This window comes from Bacillus sp. TH25, assembly GCF_016650935.1.
GTDB classification, from domain to species: domain Bacteria; phylum Bacillota; class Bacilli; order Bacillales; family Bacillaceae_G; genus Bacillus_A; species Bacillus_A mycoides.
In genome coordinates, this window is the sequence record NZ_JAEKEU010000037.1 from 425913 (window position 1) to 450534 (window position 24622).

The following is a 24622-nucleotide window of genomic DNA, read 5'->3' on the forward strand; positions in this document are numbered from 1 at the left end:
TTGGCCTTTTTATCACTATACAGTACATGGAGGTATGAAACGTGAAAGGTAAATTGCTAAAAGGCGCACTCAGTTTTGGGATTGGTTTAGGAGCTTTATATAGCGGATCTTCGGCTCAAGCAGAAACGTCTGTAAATCAAAATAATACATTAAAAGTGATGACGCATAATGTGTACATGCTATCAACAAACTTATATCCGAACTGGGGACAAAATGAGCGTGCTGATTTAATTGGAGCGGCAGATTATATAAAGAATCAGGACGTTGTTATATTAAATGAAGTGTTTGATAATAGTGCCTCAGATCGTTTGTTAGGAAATTTGAAGAGAGAATATCCAAATCAAACGGCGGTATTAGGTCGTAGTAGTGGAAATGAATGGGATAAAACATTAGGGAACTATTCATCTTCGACTCCTGAAGATGGGGGTGTTGCGATCGTGAGTAAATGGCCAATCGTTGAAAAGATTCAATATGTATTTGAAAAAGGATGCGGACCAGATAACTTATCAAATAAAGGATTTGTATACACAAAAGTTAAGAAAAATGATCGTTTTGTACATGTGATTGGGACTCATTTACAAGCTGAAGATAGTATGTGTGGAAACACTTCGCCAGCATCTGTACGTACAAAACAGCTACAAGAAATTCAAGAGTTTATTAAAAATAAAAATATACCAAATAACGAGTATGTGTTAATTGGTGGTGATATGAATGTAAATAAAATAAATGCTGAGAATAATAGCAATTCAGAGTATGCATCGATGTTTAAAACATTACATGCGTCTGTTCCATCTTATACAGGACATACAGCAACTTGGGATGCAACGACAAATAGTATTGCGAAATATAATTTCCCTGATAGCCCGGCCGAGTATTTGGACTATATTATTGCAAGTAAGGATCATGCGAATCCATCATATATAGAGAATAACGTTTTACAACCGAAATCTCCAGAATGGTCTGTTACTTCATGGTTCCAAAAATATACGTATAATGATTACTCTGATCATTATCCAGTAGAGGCGACTATTTCTATGAAATAGAGTAGTCTTAAAAAAGTTTCTTCGTGAAGAAGAAACTTTTTTTATTTGCAAACAGGAAAATCATTTTTTCTTTCCAATATGTATAAGACATATATAGAAGAGGAGAGAAAAATGTGGATAGAGGAATTTTTAAGGAAGTTCCATTACCGTGTGCATTTTTAGATGAAGTGGCTTTAGAGAGAAATATTCAATCGATTATAGAGTTAAGTGGAGATAAGAAGATTCGTATAGCGAGTAAATCGTTACGCTCTGTTCCAATTATGAAAAAGATTTTAGCAGCAAATGACCGGTTTCAAGGTATTATGTGTTTTTCCCCTAGAGAAGCTTTGTTTTTAATTGAACAAGGATTTAATGATTTATTGCTCGGATATCCTGCTTATGATGAAAGAGCTTTATATGAAATTAGTTTGCTAACAAAGCAAGGGCTCAGTATAACTTGTATGGTGGATTGTGAAGAACATATTGTTTATTTAGAAAAAATTGCTGAGAAGTCTAAAGGTTGTTTTCGCGTTTGTTTGGATATTGATATGAGTAGTCGTTTTTTAAAATTTCATTTTGGTGTAAAAAGATCACCGGTAAAAGATGTGCAGAGTGCTTTAAAAATAGTAGGAAAGGTGAAGGGCTCATCATATTTAATACTAGATGGTGTAATGGGATATGAGGCTCAAATTGCTGGGGTGGGGGATCATATACCGAATCAATGGATGAAAAGTAAAGTGGTTTCGTATTTAAAGAAGAAATCAGTATTAGAGGTTAAAGAAAGAAGGGGACGTATCGTAAAAGAAATACAAAACCTTGGTATTAAACTAAGATTTGTAAATGGGGGAGGAACAGGAAGTATAAAAACAACTGAGCAAGATAACTCAGTTTCAGAGATTACAATAGGTTCTGCTTTTTATTCCCCGAAACTATTTGATTATTATAAAGAAGTACAATTTCAGCCAGCTGTCGGATTTGCTTTACCCGTTGTGCGTAAACCAGCTCCGTTTATTTATACTTGCCTCGGTGGTGGATATATTGCTTCAGGCGCAGTTGGTAAAGATAAAGAGCCTGAGATTTGGAGGCCGGGTGGTGCAAGACTATTAGCGTTAGAAGGTGCTGGTGAAGTGCAAACGCCAATTTTTTATAACGGTGAGGAACGAGTGGATATAGGAGATTCTATCTTGTTTCGCCATAGTAAAGCTGGAGAGTTATGTGAACGCTTTCCTGTTTTGTATCGCGTTAAAAAAGGAGAGATTGCTGGGGAGTATTCAACATATCGGGGGGATGGACGATGCTTTCTATAAAGGGACAAAAATGGAGAAATTGGACAGGGAATGTAGAAGGAACGCCGTATTATACGATGTATCCAAAAAGTATACAAGATGTAGTAGAAGTTGTAGGGCTTGCACGAAAAAAGGGAAAGAAAATTCGTGTTGTCGGTTCAGGGCACTCTTTTACACCTCTCGTGCAAACGGAAGAAATTTTAGTTTCTTTAGATGAATTGAAGGGCATTGCAAATATCGATGCAGAGAAGATGACTGTTGAAGTGTGGGCAGGAACAAAGTTACATGACTTAGGGAAGTTACTTGAGGAAAAAGGTTATGCGCAAGAAAATTTAGGGGATATTGATTCGCAATCTATTGCAGGAGCGATTAGTACGGGGACTCATGGCACGGGTGTTACATTTGGGAGTTTATCAACACAAGTTATAGAGATTACGGCAGTTTTATCTACAGGCGAGAGTATAGTTTGTTCAGAAACCAAGAACGTCGAATATTGGAGAGCATTTCAGTTATCGCTTGGAATGCTAGGTATCATTGTAAAGCTCAAATTGAAGGTTATCCCAGCGTATTCGCTTGTTTATGGAAGTGAAAAACAAGCATTATCTACTGTAATGAACAAACTAGAAGAATATAAGAAGAATCGTCATTTTGAATTTTTCGTTTTTCCTTATTCAGATGAAGTGCAAGTGAAATTTACAAACGAAACAACGAGTAAAGAAAGTGATTTGAAATGGCATAAACTAAAGGTGGAGTTACTTGAAAATAGGATGTTCTCTTTGTTATCGAAAGGGTGTAAATGGTTTCCTTCTATAAGTAAGGGAGTAAGTCGATTATCAGCTAAGGCTGTACCGAACACGAAAATAATTGGCGCAAGCTATGAAGTGTTCGCTACATCACGTACAGTTCCATTTTATGAAATGGAGTATAGTGTTCCTTCAAAGTATATGAGGACTGTTGTAGAAGAGATTTCAAATCTTATTGAAAAGAAAAAGTATAAGGTACACTTCCCGATTGAATGCCGTTATGTGAAAGGTGATGATATATGGCTCAGTCCAGCGTACGGAAGAGATTCAGCGTATATTGCTGTTCATATGTATAAAGGTATGACGTATGCTGCTTATTTTGGTGAAGTGGAGAAAATTTTTCTAAAGTATGAAGGTCGCCCGCATTGGGGGAAAATGCATACGTTAACGTACGAGAAATTACAAAATATATATCCAAAACTATATTTGTTTCTAAAGGTGAGGAAGTCATTAGATGAAACAGGAATGTTTTTAAATCCTTACACTGAAAAATTATTTACGATTATGAAAAAAAGCTGACAAAGTATTATTTGTCAGCTTTTTTTAGTATAATCGCATTTCTTGTTTGACTAATGTGCTCGTAAAATAGTAACTTATCACGGCTAAATATGTGTAATAAAACATGAATAATAAATAGACCGTTAATTCCAAATTGGAATAACAGTATAACTAGTAATACTAAAGGCTCTGTATGATTTAAGATAGAGCTACTAGAAAGAATATAATTGATTCCACCTAAAATGAAATAGAATATACCGTAACGAATGAATAATTCTTTTAGTGTAATACGCTCTGCTTGTCCTTTAATGTAAATACGAAGCAACGCTTTCCCTATTGTTCTTCCATTTGTAAAGTATGGGATGATAATAAAGTAAATTAAGATTGAACATGCAATGAAAAGGAGTTCGTATACATTTGTATAAGATTGGATGTTAGAAATAAATAGTGAGTTTCCTTTGTTTTTAATGAAAGGTACAACGATAGATAAGAAAATCCAATCAATTTGCATAGCAATGAGACGACGAACGAATCCAACTGGTTTCGTTTCTAAATCAATATGACTATCTAACTCGCTCGCTTTCGGAAGGAAGTACGTAAATATTGGTGCGATAATAAAACCAGTGATTCCTCCTAATGTATTTAAAAACAAATCGTCTATATCGAATAGGCGATAGGCACAATTATATATACCGTATAATCCAGTCACCTGTGTTAGCTCGAAAAATAGTGAAAGACAAAAAGAAATACAAATAGTCTGTAAGAAACTACGTCGGAAATAATAACGTAAGTAAATACCGAATGGAACGGTTAGTAGAACGTTAAAAGCGACTTGTAAAAACGCAGATTCCTTTAATAAATAGAAATAGGTAGCTGGCTTCGTCAAAATTGCCGATGTATGATTACTAATCTCTTGTACGAAATAAAATGGCGAGAGTTGCATATGCTGTGTATTAGCCGGTTGTAGGCTACATGTGTCATATGTTTGTGGCAAAGGTAAAATAACAAGAAAATAGGCATTTAATAAATAGAGTAATAATGAATATAAAATAAATGAACGCCATTTATTTAAATAACCGTATTTTCGATAATTAAATATTAAAAAAGGGATTAAGAGAAACATTGCTAAAATAGGAAATAAAATAAATGCTGTTTTTACTGGAAATAAATATGCAGTCAAAATGAAGCTCCTTTCAATAAAAATTCGTTTATCATTATAGCGCTAAAAAGAGTATAAAACAAAGTTAAAATATTTCGAAATAGAAAGAATTACAAATTTTATCGAAATTAAGTTGTACTAAATTTAATATAAGGATATTGTGATTATATAAGTTGAGAGAGGGTACTAGATATGCAATATGAGCTTTTTTCAGTAAGCGGGGGTCATATTACGACTTTTGAAAGCGCATGGTGTTTTCAAGAGGGGGAACAGGTTTTTGTCCATGATGATAACAAAAAACGAAACTTTATTATTATTCGCTTAACACATGATTTATTTCAAAAAAATACACATGTTATTCGCCTGTATTGTCAGGAAAAAAAAGTTTATGCATAAGGAAAAACCACTTACTGTATGAGGGCAGTAAGTGGTTTTTTATCCCGCTATTTGTGGGCAGTAAAACTCCCACCTCAAAATTCAGTTGGAGATGAACAAAACCCCCACTGATTAAAGTTTCACTTTATAAGAAAATGATAGTTAGCACACCTACGATAATACAGTAGAAAGAGAAATATTTTAAATTTCCTTTCGCCATAATGTTCATAAACCATTTTAATGAAATATATGTCATGACAAATGTTGCGATGAAAGCAACAATATAAGGTACAAATAATGTATCTAAATTTGGATCGTTTGCAATGTCTGTAATACTTAACAATAAACCACCTAAGCTAACAGGGATGTATAGTAAGAATGAGAAACGAAGAGCTGTTTCTTGCTTCATACCAAGTAACATTGCTGCTACGATTGTAGCACCTGACCTGCTTATACCAGGAATTAGTGCGCAAGCTTGTGCTAGACCAATAATGATTGCATCTTTCATAGAAAGGTCGCCATCATTTTTACGTCCACGTAAGTTTCGAATAATCCAAAGGCCGATAGCAGTAATAAGAAGGGAAATCCCAACCATTTTAACGCCTTTTAAATAGTGGTCGATATAATCTTTAAATAAAACTCCAATTACACCTGCTGGAATGGTTGCAATAACAAGGTAAATAATAAAGAAGAAATCTGATTTTGCATCTTCTGCTCTTGTGAATATATAAGATAGACCATTCTTTGTTAGACGAATTAAGTCATTTCTATAAATAAGTAATACAGCTAATAATGAAGCTGAATTAACAAGTAGCTCAAAGCTAAACCCTTCTATTTTTAGTCCTAGCAAATGCTGTGCTAAAACGAGATGACCGCTTGAAGAAATCGGAATTGGTTCTGTTAGTCCTTGGAATAGACCAAGAATTAAATACTTCAAAATGTAATAAAATTGTTCCATAACATCCTCCTTGTGTATTAGTCGAAAGAAATAACTTTTCCATTATAACAAAGATATAGATGAATATTGAGAAGGAATAAATATTCGAAATATAATAAAAACCCCTTATAGCGATATAAGGGGTTTTTATTGTTAATGAGAAGATACTGTTTCTTGAAGACCTTTAGTCAATTGAACATCGACTTTTTCAGCATCATGAATATGGCTCATAATAGTAGTATTTAATTTTTGGAACATTTGTTGAGTGTTTGCAAATTCTCTTAATATATCATCATTACAAGATTTTTGGTTTTCGATAGCTTTAATAACATTTGTAGCGCCACTTTGTAATGTTTGAATCATTATTAAAATATTTTCAATTCTAGCGTTAGTATCGGCGCTCATTTCTACACCTTCATCAACTAAATGTAAATTATCTTTTGTATTTTCGTACGCTTTTTCAATTTCCTCTTGGATTTTTTTCGTTAAATTGCCAATGTTTTTTGTACTCTCCGCTGTGCTTTCTGCTAGTTTTCTTACTTCATTGGCAACAACAGCGAATCCTTTTCCATGCTCTCCAGCACGTGCAGCTTCAATACTTGCATTTAACGCTAATAAATTTGTTTGCGCAGCAATGTTTTGAATTACTTCTACAATTTGCTCGATTTCTTTTGAGCGTTCACTTAAATGATTCATACTATTAGACGTGCGCTGAGATTGTTCACCTAATTTATTAATTACAATAAGTAAACGGTGAACAGATTCTTTTCCTTCATTAGAGCAATCGATAATTTCTTCAATAGACTGAATTAAGCTTTGTTCTTTTTGTAACATTTCACTATTTAATTCATTGGAATGTGTCGTACGTGTTGAAACATTTTCAAAACATGAGTTTAATTGTTGAATTAAATTTTGGAGTGTATGGTGCTGGTTATTTACAAGTTGATGCTCTTGAACAACGCTTTGTACACGGTCGTGGATAGAAGAAATAGTCTCTTGGCTTTCAATATCTTTTTGTTTTAATTCTGTTTCTAGCTCTTGTATACGATTTTCTAATTGATCAATTTTATGTTGGAGTGCTTTCTTTTGAGTAAACATGTATTTATCTCAACCGCCTTTAGAAGTTATATTTTCTCTATATTTGGATTTTAGCATCTTTTATAATTTTTAAATATAGGAATTGTTAAATATTTAAGAATCTATTACATTTTATTCATAATTCCCTTTTTTTGTCATGAAAAATAAACTGTATTTAATGGTTCTGTAAACAAACTGTAAAATAAATCATGTATAACTGTATAAGAAGGGAGTCGGATTATGAACTATTTTAAGCGAATCAGTAGTCTAGTATTAGCAGGAATTATCGTTCTTTCTAGTACAGTCGCTGTAAAAGCAGAGTCAAACGACGAGAAACTTAACAACATGCAACAGCAATTGCAGCAAAACGATGCAGATATGCAGAAGAAAGAGCAAGAGAAGCAAGCTGTTAGTAAAGAAATTCAAGGTATCGAAAATGAACTACATAATTTAAATAATACAATTGCAAAAAATAAAGAGGATCAAGCTGCTATTCAACGTAAAATCGATGAAACACATAAGCAGATTGAACAAAAAAAGAACGAAATTGTCGTTTTAGAAGATAAAGTCCTTGCTCGTAAGGATATTATGAAAAAACGTATGGTTTCTGTTCAAAATAGCTCAAATACGAGTTTAGTAGTAGAAGTTGTTGTAGAATCAAAAAACTTTGCAGATTTCATACAACGTATGAACGCAGTTACGACTATTCTAGAAGCAGATAAAGAAATTTTACGTCTACAAGAACAAGATCTTCGTCAAATTGAAGAAGATAAAAAAGAGATTGATGAAAAAGAAGCATCTTTAGTAGTAGATAAACAAAAATTAGCAAAAGCACAAGCTGATTTGCAAGATAACTTGAAAAAACGTCAAGATAACTTACAAACAGTTCAAGCTAAATATAATCAGGTTGCAAGCCAACTTAATTTAGCAGCAGAAGAAAAGGCTAAAATTGAATCAAATATGAAGGCAGTACAAGAAACAATCGCTCGTGAACAAGAAGCAGCAAGAATTGCAGCGGAAGAGCGTGCAAAAGCGGAAGCAGCTGCAAAGGCTGAGCAAGAAGCTTTAGCAAAAGCGCAAGCGGAAGTTGCTGAAAAGCAAAAGCAAGAAAAAGCTAATAAACCAGCTGAACCAGTTGCTAATAATAGTTCGAAAGTAGAGCCTGAACAGCCTAAAGTAACTGCTGGCGGAAAAGAAATGTATGTACACGCAACAGCTTATACAGCAGATCCATCTGAAAATGGTTATGCAGCAGGTCAACAAGTATATTCTGCATGGGGACCGGGTGGTAAGCCTTATAACTTAACTGCAAACCCAGGAATGAAATTAATTGCGGTGGATCCATCTGTTATTCCATTAGGATCTACTGTAAATGTTGAAGGCTATGGAATTGCAATTGCAGCAGATACTGGTGGCGCGATTAAAGGTCACAAAATCGATGTTTTAATGCCGGATAAAGCCTCGTCTAGTAATTGGGGCAGAAAAAATGTTAAAGTTACAATTTTAAACTAAAACGTAATCCAACTTTACAAAACGTAAAGTTGGATTTTTTTGTAAAAATAATGTTAAGTTGAGTTTACATTTTGTTAAGAACAGCATACAATGATGGTAAGAGGTGGTAAATTTGACCATTTGCAATAAGGTGAAGGAATTAAGAGCTCGTTTTAATTTTACGCAAAGTGTATTAGCAGAAAAGGTAGGAGTGACGAGACAAACGATCGCTGCAATTGAAAAAGGGGATTACGTTCCTTCATTGTTACTAGCACTGACGATTTGTGATGTATTCGAGTTAAAGATGGAAGATGTGTTTGTTTTAAATAAGGAGGGGGAAGAGGATGAATAGGATTATTGCTTCATATATCATAAATTTATTTTACAGTGTATTGGCATGCTGGGCATTTGTAGAGCTTTATGATTTTTATATACAGTTTGCTGATATTATTAAAAATGAGAGTTTGCCATCTAAAATAACAATGAGTTTGACACCTGTTGTATTACTATTTATTGTAGCGATCATATTAGCGTTTTTTAAAAGATTGCATAAGAAGAAATATAAAAAATCATCATTGCGATTGTATCCTTTATTATTTCCCCAAGAGGATGAACGTGAGAAGGATATTACAGATAGAGCATGTCGAACAACATTTGTATCATTGTGGTTTGTATTACCTTGTGCACTAGGATTATTAATACTTACACCTGTAGCAAATTTGTATATTCCAGCATATCCTTTATATGTTGTATATTTGATTTATTTGACTCAAGTGACAGTCTTTCACATATCCCTATACAAAAATAAATTAGCTTGAAAAGAAACCTTCTTGCATAAGCAAGAAGGTTTCTTTTCAGCTTATACTTGTACATATAGCAATATTATCTTATCATTTTATATAGAGTAAGATTTTGTAACGGAAAGGAATTGTATATGAATAAGCAAAGAATTTATAGTATAGTAGCAATCCTTCTATTTGTTGTAGGTGGTGTATTAATCGGAAAGCCATTTTATGATGGATATAAGGCAGAAAAGAAGCAGACAGCGAATGTACAAGCTGTTCAAAAGATGGAATATGAAAAGCATGATACAGAATTTGTAGATGCTTCAAAAATTAATCAACCAGACTTGGCAGAAGTAGCGAGTGCATCGTTAGATAAAAAACAAGTAATCGGTCGTATTTCAATTCCGAGCATCTCATTAGAACTTCCTGTTTTAAAAGCATCGACTGAAAAGAATTTATTATCAGGTGCGGCAACTGTAAGAGAAAATCAAGTAATGGGACAAGGGAATTATGCACTTGCAGGGCATAATATGTCAAAAAAAGGTGTTTTATTTAGTGATGTATCAACTTTAAAGAAGAACGATAAAATTTATTTGTATGACAATGCAAATGAATATGAGTATACTGTTACTGGTGTATCTGAAGTGACTCCTGATAAATGGGAAGTTGTAGAGGATCATGGGAAAGATGAGATAACACTTATTACATGTGTATCTGTTAAGGATAATTCTAAGCGTTTTGTTATTACGGGTGATTTAGTAGGAACAAAGGCTAAGAAATAAAGAAAAAAGAAGGTTCACTCTTTAAAGAGTGAACCTTCTTTTTTATCCAATGTTGAGAAATAAAAGAATATTTTAGTTGGTATTTAAATATTTTTCTATTTTTATATAATAAAGTAATGATTCTAGATTTTGGGAGGAACAAAAGTGAAACAGCAAGTAAAAAAACTTCTTTTAACAACAAGTGTAGCGTTATTGGTAGCGCCAATTTCTGCTTATGCACATCCAGGACGTACAGATGCTAATGGTGGACATACGTGTCGTACAAATTGTGAAAAATGGGGATTGCAGTACGGGGAATATCATTATCACAATAAACCAGCTTCTAGCGGCGGAACAACAAGCCCTGCGCCTAGTCAAAATAATAATGGTGCTGTAGAAGCGGAGAAACAAGCAGAAGCACAGCGTAAGGCGGAGGCAGAGAAGCAAAGAGCTGCAGAAGAACAACGTAAAGCTGAAGAAGAGAGACAACGTGTAGCCGAAGAGCAAAGAAAAGCAGAAGAGGCACGTAAGCAAGAGGAAGCCCAGCGCCAAGCTGACATGGAAAAAGGACAGCTTGAAGGTCAAAAAAGTGGAGAGACAGATTTTAAAGCAGGAAAGAATAATGCAGAAGGACATGTAGCTGGAAAGTCAAATGCATATAAACAAGCATTTACAACTGCGTATGCTGCGGCATGGTCTTTAGAAGAACAGAAAAAAGCGCATTTTGAAAAAGGTAAAGAGCAAGGGTTAACACAAGAAGCAATGGACGATAGTCAAATTACTCCTGAGTTTAAGGGGAACTTTGCAGAAGGTTTCCAAGTAGGTAATAAAGAGAGAACCGAAAAGATTGAAAAAGAACAAGCGGAACTTGGTGAAAAGGCTGGTAAAGAATTAGCTGAAAAGAAACCTGGAAATACTGAAAAGGATACATATGTGAAAGTATATGAAACCGCGTATGAAAAAGGATATAAGTCTGCTAAAAAGGCAGCGGAAAAAGCTGGATATACATATGCATTTGAAAATTATGATTTAAAAATTCCTGCTAAGTATGAAAAGAATGAAACATTAAAGAAATGGTTTACTGAAGGATTTAAATCAAATAAAAAGGCAGCGGAAATTCGAGAAGAAGGATATAAAAAAGGAGACAGCTGGCTTTCGTTCTTCTATAAGAGTTTCGTGCCAAGTGAATATAAAGAACATAAAGGCTTGTATGAACAAGCAATAGAAAAGGGAAAGAAAGCGTAAAAAAAGATGAGGAAAATTCCTCATCTTTTTTTAATCCATCCATTTCACTAATTTCTTAGAAATTGATAATAAAACACAACCTAAAACGATCGCCACAGCGCCAATAACTGTGAATACTTCAGCATATCCAAGTGAAGTTGTGAAGCTTGCAAGCTGTCCGCCTAAAATATTAGCAATACCTGAGCTTGCTAACCATACGCCCATTAATAAAGAGGCTAGTTTTACTGGAGCGAGAGCACTAACCATTGATAGCCCGACAGGTGATAAGAATAGCTCACCTAACGTATGGAAAAGATACGTAAAGACGATAAATAGTAAGTTTGCTTTTTCTGTAATGTTATGTTCGTCACTGCCTGTTTTTAATGTAGCGATAACAAGAACAATATAACCGATACCGAGTAAGATCATACCAAGTCCCATTTTTGTTGGGATTTTCATGTCACCATTTTTTCTAGTTGCCAGTTTCGCCCATAATGCTGAAATAGCTGGTGCAAGTAAAATAATAAATAACGGATTGACCGATTGGAACCAAGACGTTGGTACTTCCCATCCGAATACGGAGCGGTCAACGAATTTATTTGTATATAATGTTAACGAACTACCAGCTTGTTCAAAACCAGCCCAGAAGAAGACAACGAAGCACGTTAAAATGACGATAACTGCTGTATGTTGTTTTTCTTTTTTTGTTAATGGTGTATTTCCTACTGTTGGTTGTCCATCTGTTGTTTGCAAATCGCGAGTTGGTTTTTTACCGATATCACCAAGGAAGCGATTAGATAGTGTTGTAAATAAAATTTGTCCAATGATCATTCCGATTGAAGCGGCTAAGAAACCGTAACGGAATCCGAAATGAACAACACCGTCCACTGTTGTTTTAAATAAATTTTCTGATAAAAATCCGCAAACGAGTGGAGCTAAAAATGAACCGACGTTAATACCCATGTAGAATATTGTAAATGCACTATCACGTTTTGGATCGTGCTCTTCGTATAATTCTCCAACAAGTGTAGAGATATTCGGTTTGAAGAATCCATTACCGATAATAATAAGCGCTAATCCGAGGTATAGACCGACTTGGTTTTGCAAGGAAAATAGTGTAAGGTTACCGATTGCCATTGTTATACCACCAATTGTGATGGCTTTTCGTTTGCCTAGAAAACGGTCCGTTAAGTATCCACCGATCAATGGTGTAAAATAACAAGCACCAGTATAAAATCCGTAAATAGAGAGTGCCCAAGCGGGACTAAACCCAAGACCACCACTTACTAAAGCTGTTGTTAAATATAATGTTAATAATCCTCGTAATCCATAGTAACTAAACCTTTCCCACATTTCTGTAAAGAAGAGTAAGTATAAACCGGGAGGATGTTTCTTTTTTCTTTGTTGTTCTCTTTCTAGTTGTATCGTTGATTCCATGTGATTTTCCTCCTGACACAAGCAAAAAACAAAGTTAATAGTATTGTATGATTAATATTTTACCTTATTAACTATTATAAGTCAATAAAGGTTGATTTTTCAGAAGAAATTTGAAAAGGGAAATAGCTATAGAATGGGTGTTTCTTTTGTGATAGACTATGGACTATGTTTTCTTTGTAAGGAAGCGGATTACCGCATTTTTTTATTTGTGGAATTGATTTCATGTAAGGTGAAATTGAAGAAGGAGAAAGAAATGAAATTGTTACAGAAAAAAGAAATTTTGCTTATTAGTCTTATGTTATTCTCTATGTTCTTTGGGGCCGGAAATCTTATATTTCCACCTTTCCTTGGATATGAAGCAGGAGAACATGTATGGATTGCATTGTTAGGTTTTATTATATCAGCAACAGGGCTTCCTATATTAGGTGTTATCGCTATTGCGAAAGCAGGGAGTTTTCAAACGTTAGCGGGCAGGGTTCATTCTTCATTTGCAATTATTTTTCCGTGTATTGTGTACTTATTTATTGGACCAGGTCTTGGTATACCACGTGCAGGAAGTTTAGCTTTTGAAATGGGGCCAGGCCAGTTGTTCCCAGAAGCGGGTAGCGTAGTTTTGTTATTGTACACGGCTATTTTCTTTAGTATTGTTTACTGGTTAAGTTTATCACCGTCTAAATTAATGGGCTTGTTTGGAAAGGTGTTAACGCCTTTATTATTATGTATGATTGCTATTATATTTATAAAAAGTATGTTTACATCAGTAGGCAGTGTGAAAGAGCCTGCAGGAAATTATGGACAAGCTCCTATGTTCCAAGGATTTTTAGATGGATATTTAACGATGGATGCGTTAGCAGCTTTAATATTTGGGATTGTTATTGCAAATGCTCTGCGTGCAAAAGGTGTAAAAGATGATAAAGGTTTAGCGAAATATATGAGTATTGCTGGTATTGGAGCAGGTCTTTTATTATCTATTATTTATGTCATTCTTGGATATGTTGGCTCAATTAGCGGTTCGTTGGGTACATTTGATAACGGTGCGAAAGTGTTAGCACAAGTTATGACGACATTATTTGGACAAGGTGGGTTAGTTTTATTAGGTCTTATTTTTACTGTCGCTTGTCTATGCGTTTCCATTGGACTTGTTACGTCTTGTAGTCAATTTTTCACAAGTGTATTTCCGAAAGTATCTTATAAAGTTTGGGCATTTATATTAAGTTTTGTTAGTATGGTTTTAGCTAATTTAGGATTAACGCAAATTTTAAAAGTATCGGTACCGATTCTTGGATTTATTTATCCAGTTGCACTAACGCTTATTATTTTAGGGTTATTCCATAAGTATATTGGAAAGTATGTATACGTATATTCGGTAACGATTGGACTCGTAGCGGTATTTAGTGCGATTGATATTTTAAACAAAAGTGTGCTGATGAATAAATGGACACCACTACTAAAAATGCTTCCGTTTTATACAGAAGGTGTAGGATGGATTGTTCCGGCATTTGTAGGTGTCTGCCTCGGTGTAATTGTTAGTATCGCTATAAATAAGAAGAAATAAGTAAGAGGTGTTTTCCGATTTGGGAAAACACCTTTCTTTTTTGGAAAAATAGTATTGAAAATGAATAGACTAAGAGTATGATAAAGTTAATTGGTAATATATAGGTTTAGTTGGAAATGATGAGGGGGGAGTGTATGAAGGAGGATTTAAATAAGAAAATAGAAGCGCTCGAAACGGCAATTGAAACGATGCAAGAAGCACTTTTTGAGTTGAAAGCAAAACAAAGGAAAATAGAAGTAGATAAAGTTCAACAAAATGTTAATAAAGAAAAGAAAGAATATATTGAAGCGGTAAGTAATGAAAAGTTACAAGAAGATGTAGTTAAGACGAGGAAGTCCATGCAAGAGCCAGAGGTGAAACAAGTAGATATATCTGCATTTAAACCAGAACCATTTAATATTATAAAGTTTTGTCAAACGTGGTTACCACGCATATTTGTCGGTATTATGCTACTTGGCGTTATTTGGTTATTCAAAGCAGGGGTAGATGCCGGATTATTGACACCAGCGATACGGGTTTTGTTTGGTATAGTACTATCTGCCGGTTTGTATTACGTAGGAGATATACAAATTAAAAGAGAGCGGCAAGCGTTAGGGTTAGTATTAGCTGGAGGAAGTATTACGGGAATTGTTTTAACAACGTTTGCGGCACATTATTTATATGAGTTTATTCCTGCAAGTATTGCGTTTATCTGTAATATTGTATGGGTTGTTTTAGGGATTTATTTAGCGAAAAGATATAGATCGGAATATCTCGCTATTTTCGTAGCGGTGGGAGCATTTTTTGTTCCTTTCTTGTTAAATAGTACGACTCCTAATACGTATATCTTCTTTAGTTATGAGACGATATTAACAATTAGCCTATTATGGTATGCATTGAGAAACCGTTATAAGTACTTGTATATGATTTCTTATGTTGTTGCGGCAATTGTCCTATTTGTCTTCTTTGTTGTTATGTCAATATTAGTAGAGAATGTGCAAGTACAGTTAACAGTTGTATACGGTGCAATTCATTTACTATTATTTTGGCATATGTTTTCGGAGAGAAGGTTTATACAAGAAGCACGATTGGCGATATTTAGTGCGAATGCAGTTTTCTTTATTTTATCCATTTCTCAAATTCCTGAATTTACAACGTGGGGATTAGTTATAAGTGCATTTGTGCATGCTGTTATGTTTGTACTTGAATATAGGAAGAATAAACATTCTGTATTTTCAAATCTAATATTTGGCTTTGCAATGGGATCATTTAGTTTAGCGATTTTATACGAGTACAGTTTGGTGAATGCAGCGATCGTATTATTGTTACAAGGTTTCCTCGGTATGGTTACTGCTATTAAAGTAAAGCAAAATATTAAGTTGTATGTAGGTGCAACGATTTATGCGATTGGAATGGTACAGACGATTTTTAGCCCGTTTGATGAGTTCATTTCAGCAGGGTTTGTCGCTCATATTATTTTAATAGGAACGTTCTATTATTGCATGATACAAGCAAAAGAAGTGTTAGCGAGTTTAGGTAAATATGTTTATTCTATAGCGCTCTACTCGTTAATGGTTATTGTATTTATTACAATTACTAGGATCGGTGAAGTTCTTTCTACAGATGGAAGTATAATTAGCGTATCTGTATCATTATTATGGATGGTATATGCTTTATTTGCAGTTTGGTTTGGCCGTTATAGACAGATGAACGAAATATTATATGCTGGATTAGTCGTATTAGTAGTAACAGTAGGGAAGTTATTCCTTCTCGACCTACCAGAGGTGTCGATGATGATTAGGGCGGTGTTATTCTTAATCGTAGGTAGTATAGGTATCGTTATTTCAAGAATGTTTTTTTCAAAAGAAGAGAAGTGAAAAGAAGGCAATCCATTTACGGATTGCCTTTTACTGTACTTTACTTCTTACCAATCGTTACAGTTTCACTATATTTCGCTGTTGTGTTTTGACGTAGACGAAGTGTTGCTTGTCCAGTTGTATTTGGATCAAGTTGTACGTTCACAATTTTTTCAGCAGATCCTTGGCTATTTGTTATGAAAGAGAATGTACTGCTATATCCGAAAGAAGATGGCCAAGTACCATTTGTATTTTGAACTTTTGCTACTTGTGTTCCGCCAGTTGTGAAAATACCTAAAGAATAATTATTGTACGTTGTATTTGGTAATAAGTTATTTACTTGAATCGTCATTTGGAACACTTCATTGTTTGGTAGAATGCTAGGGTGAGTAATTACGTAATCACTCGTTGTCACTGCACCGTTATAGCCGTATGAACCTGGTTTGAAAGTATTTGTATTGAACCACTGGTAACCTTGACTTGGTGCACTCCAAGGTTCTGGTTGTGGCTCTGTTGATAAACTTGGTTGTTCAAATGTTTGTAGAGCTGTAGGTGCATCAAGCTGTAAACCACTTACTTGATCTAAGCTTGTAAATGTTTCTTGCTTCGCTAACCAATTCACTATGTTTTCTAATAGAACAGCATCGTTTTCTTCTTTATAACCATCATAAGTTTTCTTTGATTGACCTGAATCTTCACGAACATATTTTGGCGAGGCATCTTCAACAGGAGAAGAATCACCAATAAAGGCTGCTTTTCCAAGGCCAACTTTCGAAATAGCAGCATAAGGTCCCTCTGCAACGCCACCACCGTTATAAACGCCGCTATCAACAGCGTTATTCCATTTTGATGGATTTTCTGGAAGATATACAAGGCCTTTCGCTAGTTTTGGATTTGTAATTGCAAGAGTAGAGCCGGCATGCATGGCTACAGATGATACACCTTCTGTAATTCCGAATGATTGTTCAGGTGAAACAATATTTTTAGCTGAAACATCACCAAGTGCGTTATAGCGGAAGCGAATACCGAAATTATTGGATAGCCAATCAGAGCTTTCGACTCCTTGCATAGCTTGTGAATTTGCTTCCTCGTTTGACATTCCTTTTGCTGGATTATCCCAAGCACCGCGTCTATATCCATTGAATACTTCGGAAGAGTCCCAACGGTTTTTATTACGATCTGCATTATAATGATCGGCAATGAAGAAGATACTGCCGCCATTTTTCACGTATTGTAACATTGCATCCTGTTCAGATTTTTTGTAAGGAATATTAGCTTCTGGAACGATAAACACATTGTAGTTTTTTAAATCTTCGTATGTAATAGGTGCTGATTTACGAAGTTCTTTTACATGATATCCGTTTTGGGCAATGCCGTTTCCGAAATCAGAAAAACCGCCATCAATAACCCAATCAGCTGTCCCGGCCGTTTGACCGTGCGTATTATCAAATAATACTTTCTTCCCATTGTTTTGATTTACAACCTTTGCAGCAATTTCAGGAGCTGGGTCTACAGAGCTTTCGGCATAAGTAGACGGTATGAACGAACTCCCCATACTAAGTGTAATTGCTGTTGCTAAAGAAAATGTAATCCATTTTTTATTCTTCATAGAAGAATCCCCCTAATAATAAATATATGTGCTTTAATAATGTAATTTATTTTTCTGAAAAAATAAAGACAGAAAACGTAAAAAATATTAAAAAATTGTAAAAATACCGTGAATTTTGTTGAGAAATATTTATATAGACAATAAAAAATCCCTTCCAATTAATAAGGAAGGGATAGCTTGTTTAACTAATCTTTGAATTAGGTGTTTCATCAATCTTATGAAATCCTTTCATGTAATACACGATAGCTAAGCCAATAAGCCAAATTGGGCCAACGATTAATGCAATTCGTGTATCTTCTGAATACGCCATTATACATAGTACAAGTGCAAGGAAGCCAAGTGAGAAGTAAGAGCTTAATGGATGTAAAGGCATTTTATACGTTAGCTTGTCTTTTTTCTCAGTTGGTAATCCTTTACGGAATTTAATTTGAGCGACTAATATTATACCCCAAGTCCAAATTGCCCCGAAAGTTGAAATACTAGTTAGCCATGTAAACACTTTTGCAGGAACGAGATAGTTTAATATAACGCCAACGAGTAAAACAATCGCAGTTGCTATAATACCTTGACTTGGAATGCCATTTTTATTTAAACGTCCAAATCGTTCAGGTGCTTTCTTTTGTTGTGCTAGTGTAAATAGCATACGCCCTGTACTAAATAAACCACCGTTACAAGAAGAAAGTGCAGCTGTTAATACAACAAAGTTAATAATACCTGCTGCTTTTGCAATGCCGATTTGTTGGAATGTTAATACGAATGGACTTCCTTTCTCGCCAAGTTCGTTCCATGGATAAATTGCCATCATAACGAATAATGCCCCGACGTAAAAGATTAGGATTCTCCAAAATACGTTATCGATAGCTTTTGCGAGTGTTTTCTTCGGGTTTTGAGCTTCACCAGCTGTAACACCAATTAGTTCAACGCCTAAATAAGCGAATAATACCATTTGTAAGGAAAGCAATAATCCAGAGAAGCCATTTGGGAACCAGCCCCCATGTTCCCAAAGATTTGAAATACCAGTTGCAACGCCGCCATTTCCAAATCCGAATAGAATAATACCAAAGCCAATCACTATCATACAGATAATTGTGACAATTTTAATGAGAGCAAACCAAAACTCAAGTTCTCCAAATACTTTTACTGATAAGAAGTTGAAAGCGCTCATTAATAATAGAGCGAGTAGTGCCCAAGTCCAGCGCGGGATATCTGGGAACCAGTACTGCATGTAAATTCCAGCCGCCGTAATTTCAGCCATACAAGTAACAACCCATAAGAACCAGTAGTTCCAACCAGTAATATAGCCAGCAAGTGGGCCGATATAATCATTAGCATATTTACTAAAAGAGCCGGCAACCGGTTGTTCAATTGCCATTTCTCCGAGCGCTCGCATAATGAAAAAAATAACGAGTCCAGCGATCATATAACCTAGTAAGATGGAAGGACCAGCTAGTTTAATAGCAGAAGCAGATCCTAAAAATAGCCCAACGCCAATAGCCGAACCGAGTGACATTAAAGTAATATGTCGTTCTTTTAAACCTCGATTTAAAGTTCCAGATTTGTTTGTGTGCTGCATAAGAAGAATCCCCCTTGTAGAATGAGCTACCTAAATATTTAACTATTTCAAATTATAAAACATTTCTATCTGTTATGCTACAAAAATAATCAAAATGAACTGTACTACATCTGAACTTGTCAGACTTAAACTTAAAATTCTCACTATTAGAGAATATATTGACTCTTCTTTTTATTGATTGTTAAGATTAAGTATTATATTTTCTCACATACTAGTAAGAAAAGAATGTGTGATAATAATTCAGGTGTAGGAAGGGTACATAGCCATGTTTCAATTACAAAAATATAACACTTCTGTGAAGCAAGAGCTTTTAGCGGGCATCACAACTTTTTTTACATTTGCGTATATTCTTGTCATCAATCCGAAAATATTATCTGATGCAGGTGTACCATTTGATCAAGCGTTTACGGCAACTATTATTGCGACAGTTATTGGGACGCTATGTATGGCGTTTTTAGCTAACTATCCAATTGTTATTGCTCCAGCTATGGGGATGAATGCATATTTTGCTTATTCTGTCGTTCAACAGGCAGAGGGGATTACGTATGTCATTGCGTTTTCGGCAGTATTTGTAACGGGTATCATTTTTCTTTTATTATCTTTCACTTCATTTAGGCAAAAGCTAATTATCGCAATTCCTGACAGTTTAAAACATGCAATTGCAGGTGGAATTGGACTATTTATTGCTTTTATTGGATTACGTCTATCTGGAATTATCGTGGATCATCCTTCTAACTTAGTTACGATTGGTGATTTTCATTCTCCAGCCGTTATTTTAACTTTAATTGGTTTAATTTTAGCGGCAGTATTAATGGTATTACGTGTGAGTGGTGCATTATTTATTAGTATGATTGTGACAGGAATTATCGCCTTCTTTACGGGGCAACTGAAGTTTGAGGATAAAATTGTAGCGATGCCTCATTTACCAGAGGGTATTATCGTTTCAAATCCAATCAATGCTTTTTCAGATGTAATTCAGTATGGATTATATGGTGTTGTATTTTCATTTTTACTTGTACTTTTATTTGATACGACAGGTGCATTACTCGGTTTAATTAAACAAGCTGGTTTAATTACAGATAATACAGAGAAACGTTTTGGCAAAGCGTTTATTGCAGATGCGATTGGCGGAACGACAGGTTCTATCTTCGGAACAAGCCCAACAGCAGCAACGATTGAATCGTCAGCTGGTATTGCTGCAGGTGGTAAAACTGGATTAACAGGTATTGTAGTTGTTGGTCTAACGATTATAACGGCATTTTTCAGCCCTGTTATCGCGTCTTTATCAAGTGTAGCTGCTATTACAGCTCCTTCATTAATTATTGTAGGTAGTTTAATGGCACAAAGCATTCGTGATATTAATTGGAATGAATTTGAAGATGCATTACCAGCATTTTTAATTTTCGTTGGTATTCCGTTAACGTCTAGTATTGCAAATGGAATTGCAATTGGATTTTTAGTGTATCCAGTATTAAAAATTGTGAAGGGGAAAGGGATGGAAGTACATCCGTTACTATATTTATTTACAATTTTATTTGGATGTCATTTATTCTTATAGTATAGAGATAGGAAAGGGGGCTTCTTATGAGAGGCTCCTTTTTTGTGTATAATAAAGTGAAAAAAACAAATTAATTACGTAAAATATAAATTACTTAATGGAATATATATGTTACAATAAAGGCAGAGGAGGAACATGAATGGCTGTAAGTAAAATAAAAGTCGCACGTGTTCAGTTAGATTTAACACAACAACAATTAGCAGAAAAAGTAGGCGTCACAAGGCAAACAATTAGTTTAATTGAGAAGGGGAAATACAATCCATCTTTAGATTTATGTTTGAAAATTTGTTATGCAGTAGATAAAACATTGAATGATTTGTTTTGGGAGGAAAAGGAGTGATAGGGTGAAAATCGTGAAAGATGAACGTTTAATGATTGAGGGATTAAAACATATTAGATTGGCTTTCATCTTACAAAATGTCGTCATACTAGGCATTGTTTTTTACCGTTACGTCTTGCAAGGGGCAGGGTATGAAAGTGTTTCGGATTTATTAATGGTATTTATGGGCGGGATAATAGTTATTAACTTTTTAAACTTAAAAAATTCGGTGGAAGTGTATGAGCATACAGGGGGAGTATCTCGTAGTTATTTCATGAAACTATTATTAATTCCAGTAGGGATTGTTATTGGACTGTTAGCTATTTGTATCATTGTAACACCGGATATTTCGATAAAGGAAATTGGTATAACAGGACTTATTATGTTTGCTTGTTTTTTAATTCCTAGTTTGTTTATATACATATATATGAAAAAAATAAAAAGTGAAAATGAAATATAAGAAAAGCTTTCTGCAATATGCAGAAAGCTTTTCTTATATTTCTTTATACATTACTTTATGTAGTCCTATTGGATCAATCTCGAAGATTTCACCATGCTCATGGAAGTCTAATCGTTTGTAATAATCCGCTACGGTAATTCGGGCATTACACCATAGAATATTTGCTTCGCGTTCTTGGAGGAATTGTTCAGCTTTACGGATTAAGGAGCTGCCAGCATGCTGGTTTCGGAAATTAGGTAATGTTGTCATTCCTCGTAGACGATAGTGGGTACCAGCTTGTAAATCAGGATGTATTTCTTTAGAGAAAGAGGCGATACTAACAAGTTCATCATATAAAAATGCACCTAAATGAAAGGCGTCTGTTTCGTAATCTGAATCGTATTTACAATCTTCTAATGATTGATTGGGACGCAAAACCTTTTGACGTAATAAGTATGTTTCAGATGCATCAATATGTTTCACTGTAATCATAATATCGCCCTTTCTTATAAGCCTTTTTCTATAAGTTGTAAGAAGAAATATGCGGGTGCAACGAGAAGTCCTAGTATGCTAGCTGTTCCGAGAAGGAGTGAAATTAAGAGACAAAAGTACTTAATTCCATTCGATTTTTTCCATCCATAACTACAAATTTCAATGCTAATACCGATGAGAATAATGGCGACGAGTACTTCTGCTAATAATAAGAGAGCTAAAGTTGAAATAGACATAATGTGATTCATCCCCATAATATGTGATAGTAACATTTTACCATATGAAATTGAAAAAATGCCCCTCATTTATGTGAGGGGCATTTTCTATTCTAATATGTTTTTCATTGTATCAATATGTTCTTTTGAACCCGTTACAAGTAAAGTATCGCCATGCTGTAACTTCGTATCACCATGTGGTATTAATGCTTTATTACCACGGTAAATTTGAATGACAAGTACATCACCTAGAAACGGAAGGCGACGAAGTGCTAAGCCGTTATATTTATTACTTCGTAGTTCAACCTCACGCACCGTTTCATTTGCTGTTGTAATCAAGCGAACGAGACTCGGTTTATCAATAAGTGCACGTAATAAAATACGTGTAGAGTTAATAGTCGAGAATACAGCGATATGTTCTTGAGTCGCTTTTTCTTGTAGAAGGGGATCTTCTACACTTGCAATGACGTGTTCAACACCTAATTCTTTTGCGTGTTCTGCTAATAATAAGTTTTGTTCATCATCACTTGTCGCAACAACAACACGGTCTGCTTCGAAAGCTTTTTGCCCCATTAAAGATTGAATAGTAATCTCATCTAATTTTACAATAGGGAAGTCATGAGATTTCGCTTCTTCATCATTTATTTTATTTTGACGTATCATATATAGTGTTACGTTATAATCTTCACGTTTTAAATCAAGTGATAACGGAAGGGTAATTCTGCTTGCACCAATAATAGATACTTTCGGTTTTGGCGTTTCCACTTTTGGAAACATCTTTTTAAATAATATAGGTGCAAAAATACAAGTAATAACCGCACTTAAAATAAGAGATGCTGATAAACTTGGGCTAATGATGCCTAGCTTTTCACCGATTTGTGCAGCCGCAATAACTAAAGAAAGTGTTGATGTTAACAAAATAGCACTTCCGAGTACGATATTGCGTGGGTACCATTTTCGTAAGACGAGTGATGGCAACAGTTTTGAAATAAAGAGTCCCACAATTAGAATTGGGATCATTAGCATACTAGAAGGCTCGTTAAAAATAGACCATACTTCTAGATTTACACCAACCATTACGAAGAAAATAGGAATGAAGAAGCCATATCCGATGGAATCAAGTTTTTCAACCATATCTTCATTTGGTGATAATAAAGATACGAGTACACCTGCTAAAAAGGCTCCCAAAATATTTTCTGCTCCAACAGATTCAGATAATCCAACTAATATTAAGATGAGTGCAAAAACAGCTCGTGTATCAATTTGTACACTACCGGCTTTTAAGCTTTCTAGGTATGGAATATTTTTAAAACGTCTTGCGACAAAGTAAATTATAATACCAGCACCGAATAGAAGAAGTAGAAGCCACATGCTTTGGCCACTTTCGGAATTTAATCCGACGAATACAGCGAGTAAAATCATTGTAACTAAGTCTGCAATAACAGCGACTAATAAAATGATTTGCCCGATTGCGGTTTTTCCTAAGTTATTTTCTTTCAATGTTGGTACGACAACACCTAAAGAAATAGTTGAAATAATTAAAGTCATGAACATTGCATTGTCTACGAATCCTAGCCATACGAATAGTAATGATAGGGCATAAGATAAAATGAAAATAAACAAGAAGATAATGCTTGCTGCTTGGAATGTGTTCGGTTCGTTTGTCGTATTCTTTTTCCCTTTTTGTTTAAAGATCGAAAAGTCAATTTCTAAACCACTTAAAAACATTAGGAAGATAAACCCTAGTGTTGATAAGACTTGAAGCCACATATCTGGCTCAATGATGTTAAATCCACTTTTACCTACAAAGATTCCTGCGATAATTTCTGCAACAACGACAGGAAGTGCTTTTAATTTAAAGCGCTGTAACAAAAGGGGAACGAAAAACGCGATTGCGACGACAACCATAAGTGATAGAACAGAAGAATGATGTTCCATTGCGTTCTCTCCCTTCAAATAAATATAGTAACTATTTAGCCATATAATAGGAAGAAAAGCAACGGATATGGTTTCGATTTCATAAAGAAAGAGTTTTCTTAACATTTGTCATAATAAGTATATTTTGCATGATTTTGTTGTTAATTCCGTAATGTAGATGTAATAGGGGAGGGGATAAAGTGAAACTTTAATCAGTGGGGGTTTTGTTCATCACCCACTGATTATTAGCCTTCA

General features: G+C 34.8%; 22 protein-coding genes and 1 pseudogene. 14 read left to right on the plus strand and 9 right to left on the minus strand.

Annotated elements, in window-relative coordinates:
* Positions 1 to 41 precede the first annotated feature (41 nt).
* The 3 genes from sph to JFT89_RS21150 all read left to right on the plus strand — a co-directional run bounded on the left by sph (position 42) and on the right by JFT89_RS21150 (position 3630).
* Positions 42 to 1043, plus strand: a complete 1002-nt coding sequence (sph, locus tag JFT89_RS21140; protein WP_002063801.1) for a sphingomyelinase C — start codon at positions 42 to 44, stop codon at positions 1041 to 1043.
* Between the two features lie 113 nt (positions 1044 to 1156).
* On the plus strand, positions 1157 to 2329 hold the full coding sequence (locus tag JFT89_RS21145) for an amino acid deaminase/aldolase (protein WP_002063802.1): 1173 nt from the start codon (positions 1157 to 1159) through the stop codon (positions 2327 to 2329).
* Positions 2317 to 3630 (plus strand): D-arabinono-1,4-lactone oxidase, encoded by a 1314-nt coding sequence (locus JFT89_RS21150; protein ID WP_201040555.1) that lies wholly within the window; start codon positions 2317 to 2319, stop codon positions 3628 to 3630. Before JFT89_RS21145 ends, JFT89_RS21150 begins: the two co-directional genes overlap by 13 nt.
* A 7-nt stretch (positions 3631 to 3637) precedes the next feature.
* Here JFT89_RS21150 and JFT89_RS21155 read toward each other — a convergent pair whose 3' ends face one another.
* Entirely contained in the window at positions 3638 to 4789 is a 1152-nt protein-coding gene (locus JFT89_RS21155) for a VanZ family protein (protein WP_201040556.1), read from the minus strand.
* Between the two features lie 171 nt (positions 4790 to 4960).
* Between JFT89_RS21155 and JFT89_RS21160 the strand changes: the two genes are divergently transcribed.
* Complete coding sequence (locus tag JFT89_RS21160) at positions 4961 to 5164, plus strand: hypothetical protein (protein WP_016097240.1); 204 nt, start codon at positions 4961 to 4963, stop codon at positions 5162 to 5164.
* A gap of 124 nt (positions 5165 to 5288) precedes the next feature.
* Here JFT89_RS21160 and JFT89_RS21165 read toward each other — a convergent pair whose 3' ends face one another.
* Both JFT89_RS21165 and JFT89_RS30835 read right to left on the minus strand, forming a co-directional pair.
* Positions 5289 to 6101 carry an undecaprenyl-diphosphate phosphatase gene (locus tag JFT89_RS21165; RefSeq protein ID WP_002010553.1) on the minus strand — a complete coding sequence of 271 codons (813 nt, stop codon included), beginning with the start codon at positions 6099 to 6101 and terminating at the stop codon, positions 5289 to 5291.
* A gap of 132 nt (positions 6102 to 6233) precedes the next feature.
* Positions 6234 to 6752: pseudogene (locus tag JFT89_RS30835) on the minus strand (methyl-accepting chemotaxis protein); the annotation flags it as partial.
* A gap of 645 nt (positions 6753 to 7397) precedes the next feature.
* On the opposite strand from JFT89_RS30835, the gene JFT89_RS21175 reads away from it, so the two are divergent.
* The 5 genes from JFT89_RS21175 to JFT89_RS21195 all read left to right on the plus strand — a co-directional run bounded on the left by JFT89_RS21175 (position 7398) and on the right by JFT89_RS21195 (position 11439).
* A complete protein-coding gene (locus tag JFT89_RS21175; protein WP_002010551.1) occupies positions 7398 to 8669 on the plus strand; it encodes a 3D domain-containing protein in 1272 nt (423 codons plus the stop codon).
* A gap of 103 nt (positions 8670 to 8772) precedes the next feature.
* Positions 8773 to 9000, plus strand: coding sequence for a helix-turn-helix transcriptional regulator (locus JFT89_RS21180; protein ID WP_078185072.1), 228 nt, complete (start codon positions 8773 to 8775; stop codon positions 8998 to 9000).
* Positions 8993 to 9466: a DUF2178 domain-containing protein gene (locus JFT89_RS21185; protein WP_016097241.1), complete on the plus strand. Its 474-nt coding sequence runs from the start codon at positions 8993 to 8995 to the stop codon at positions 9464 to 9466. Before JFT89_RS21180 ends, JFT89_RS21185 begins: the two co-directional genes overlap by 8 nt.
* 116 nt (positions 9467 to 9582) lie before the next feature.
* Positions 9583 to 10215, plus strand: coding sequence for a class A sortase (locus JFT89_RS21190; RefSeq protein WP_002063812.1), 633 nt, complete (start codon positions 9583 to 9585; stop codon positions 10213 to 10215).
* Positions 10216 to 10359: 144 nt separating this feature from the next.
* Entirely contained in the window at positions 10360 to 11439 is a 1080-nt protein-coding gene (locus JFT89_RS21195; RefSeq protein ID WP_201040557.1) for a YHYH domain-containing protein, read from the plus strand.
* Positions 11440 to 11469: 30 nt separating this feature from the next.
* Here JFT89_RS21195 and JFT89_RS21200 read toward each other — a convergent pair whose 3' ends face one another.
* Positions 11470 to 12855 (minus strand): peptide MFS transporter, encoded by a 1386-nt coding sequence (locus tag JFT89_RS21200; RefSeq protein WP_016097243.1) that lies wholly within the window; start codon positions 12853 to 12855, stop codon positions 11470 to 11472.
* Positions 12856 to 13108: 253 nt separating this feature from the next.
* Between JFT89_RS21200 and brnQ1 the strand changes: the two genes are divergently transcribed.
* Positions 13109 to 14410 (plus strand): branched-chain amino acid transport system II carrier protein BrnQ1, encoded by a 1302-nt coding sequence (gene brnQ1, locus JFT89_RS21205; RefSeq protein WP_407707174.1) that lies wholly within the window; start codon positions 13109 to 13111, stop codon positions 14408 to 14410.
* 134 nt (positions 14411 to 14544) lie between these two features.
* The gene (locus JFT89_RS21210; protein WP_201040558.1) at positions 14545 to 16266 is read left to right on the plus strand and encodes a DUF2339 domain-containing protein; all 1722 of its coding nucleotides are present in this window, start codon (positions 14545 to 14547) and stop codon (positions 16264 to 16266) included.
* A 40-nt stretch (positions 16267 to 16306) separates the two neighbouring features.
* Here the strand turns inward: JFT89_RS21210 and JFT89_RS21215 are convergent, their stop codons facing one another.
* The gene (locus JFT89_RS21215) at positions 16307 to 17854 is read right to left on the minus strand and encodes a hypothetical protein (protein ID WP_016097246.1); all 1548 of its coding nucleotides are present in this window, start codon (positions 17852 to 17854) and stop codon (positions 16307 to 16309) included.
* Positions 17855 to 18035: 181 nt separating this feature from the next.
* Positions 18036 to 19427 (minus strand): amino acid permease, encoded by a 1392-nt coding sequence (locus JFT89_RS21220; RefSeq protein ID WP_016097247.1) that lies wholly within the window; start codon positions 19425 to 19427, stop codon positions 18036 to 18038.
* A gap of 265 nt (positions 19428 to 19692) precedes the next feature.
* Between JFT89_RS21220 and JFT89_RS21225 the strand changes: the two genes are divergently transcribed.
* The 3 genes from JFT89_RS21225 to JFT89_RS21235 all read left to right on the plus strand — a co-directional run bounded on the left by JFT89_RS21225 (position 19693) and on the right by JFT89_RS21235 (position 21764).
* Positions 19693 to 20985: an NCS2 family permease gene (locus JFT89_RS21225; RefSeq protein WP_002029772.1), complete on the plus strand. Its 1293-nt coding sequence runs from the start codon at positions 19693 to 19695 to the stop codon at positions 20983 to 20985.
* A 139-nt stretch (positions 20986 to 21124) separates the two neighbouring features.
* Positions 21125 to 21325 carry a helix-turn-helix transcriptional regulator gene (locus tag JFT89_RS21230; RefSeq protein ID WP_000301182.1) on the plus strand — a complete coding sequence of 67 codons (201 nt, stop codon included), beginning with the start codon at positions 21125 to 21127 and terminating at the stop codon, positions 21323 to 21325.
* Positions 21326 to 21329: 4 nt separating this feature from the next.
* Positions 21330 to 21764: a hypothetical protein gene (locus JFT89_RS21235; protein ID WP_016097248.1), complete on the plus strand. Its 435-nt coding sequence runs from the start codon at positions 21330 to 21332 to the stop codon at positions 21762 to 21764.
* 33 nt (positions 21765 to 21797) lie between these two features.
* Here JFT89_RS21235 and JFT89_RS21240 read toward each other — a convergent pair whose 3' ends face one another.
* The 3 genes from JFT89_RS21240 to JFT89_RS21250 are packed head-to-tail and all read right to left on the minus strand — an operon-like array spanning position 21798 to position 24388.
* Positions 21798 to 22235 carry a GNAT family N-acetyltransferase gene (locus tag JFT89_RS21240; RefSeq protein ID WP_016097249.1) on the minus strand — a complete coding sequence of 146 codons (438 nt, stop codon included), beginning with the start codon at positions 22233 to 22235 and terminating at the stop codon, positions 21798 to 21800.
* A 14-nt stretch (positions 22236 to 22249) separates the two neighbouring features.
* Entirely contained in the window at positions 22250 to 22540 is a 291-nt protein-coding gene (locus JFT89_RS21245) for a DUF4022 family protein (protein WP_002090894.1), read from the minus strand.
* Between the two features lie 18 nt (positions 22541 to 22558).
* Complete coding sequence (locus JFT89_RS21250; RefSeq protein ID WP_016097250.1) at positions 22559 to 24388, minus strand: monovalent cation:proton antiporter family protein; 1830 nt, start codon at positions 24386 to 24388, stop codon at positions 22559 to 22561.
* Positions 24389 to 24622 lie beyond the last annotated feature (234 nt).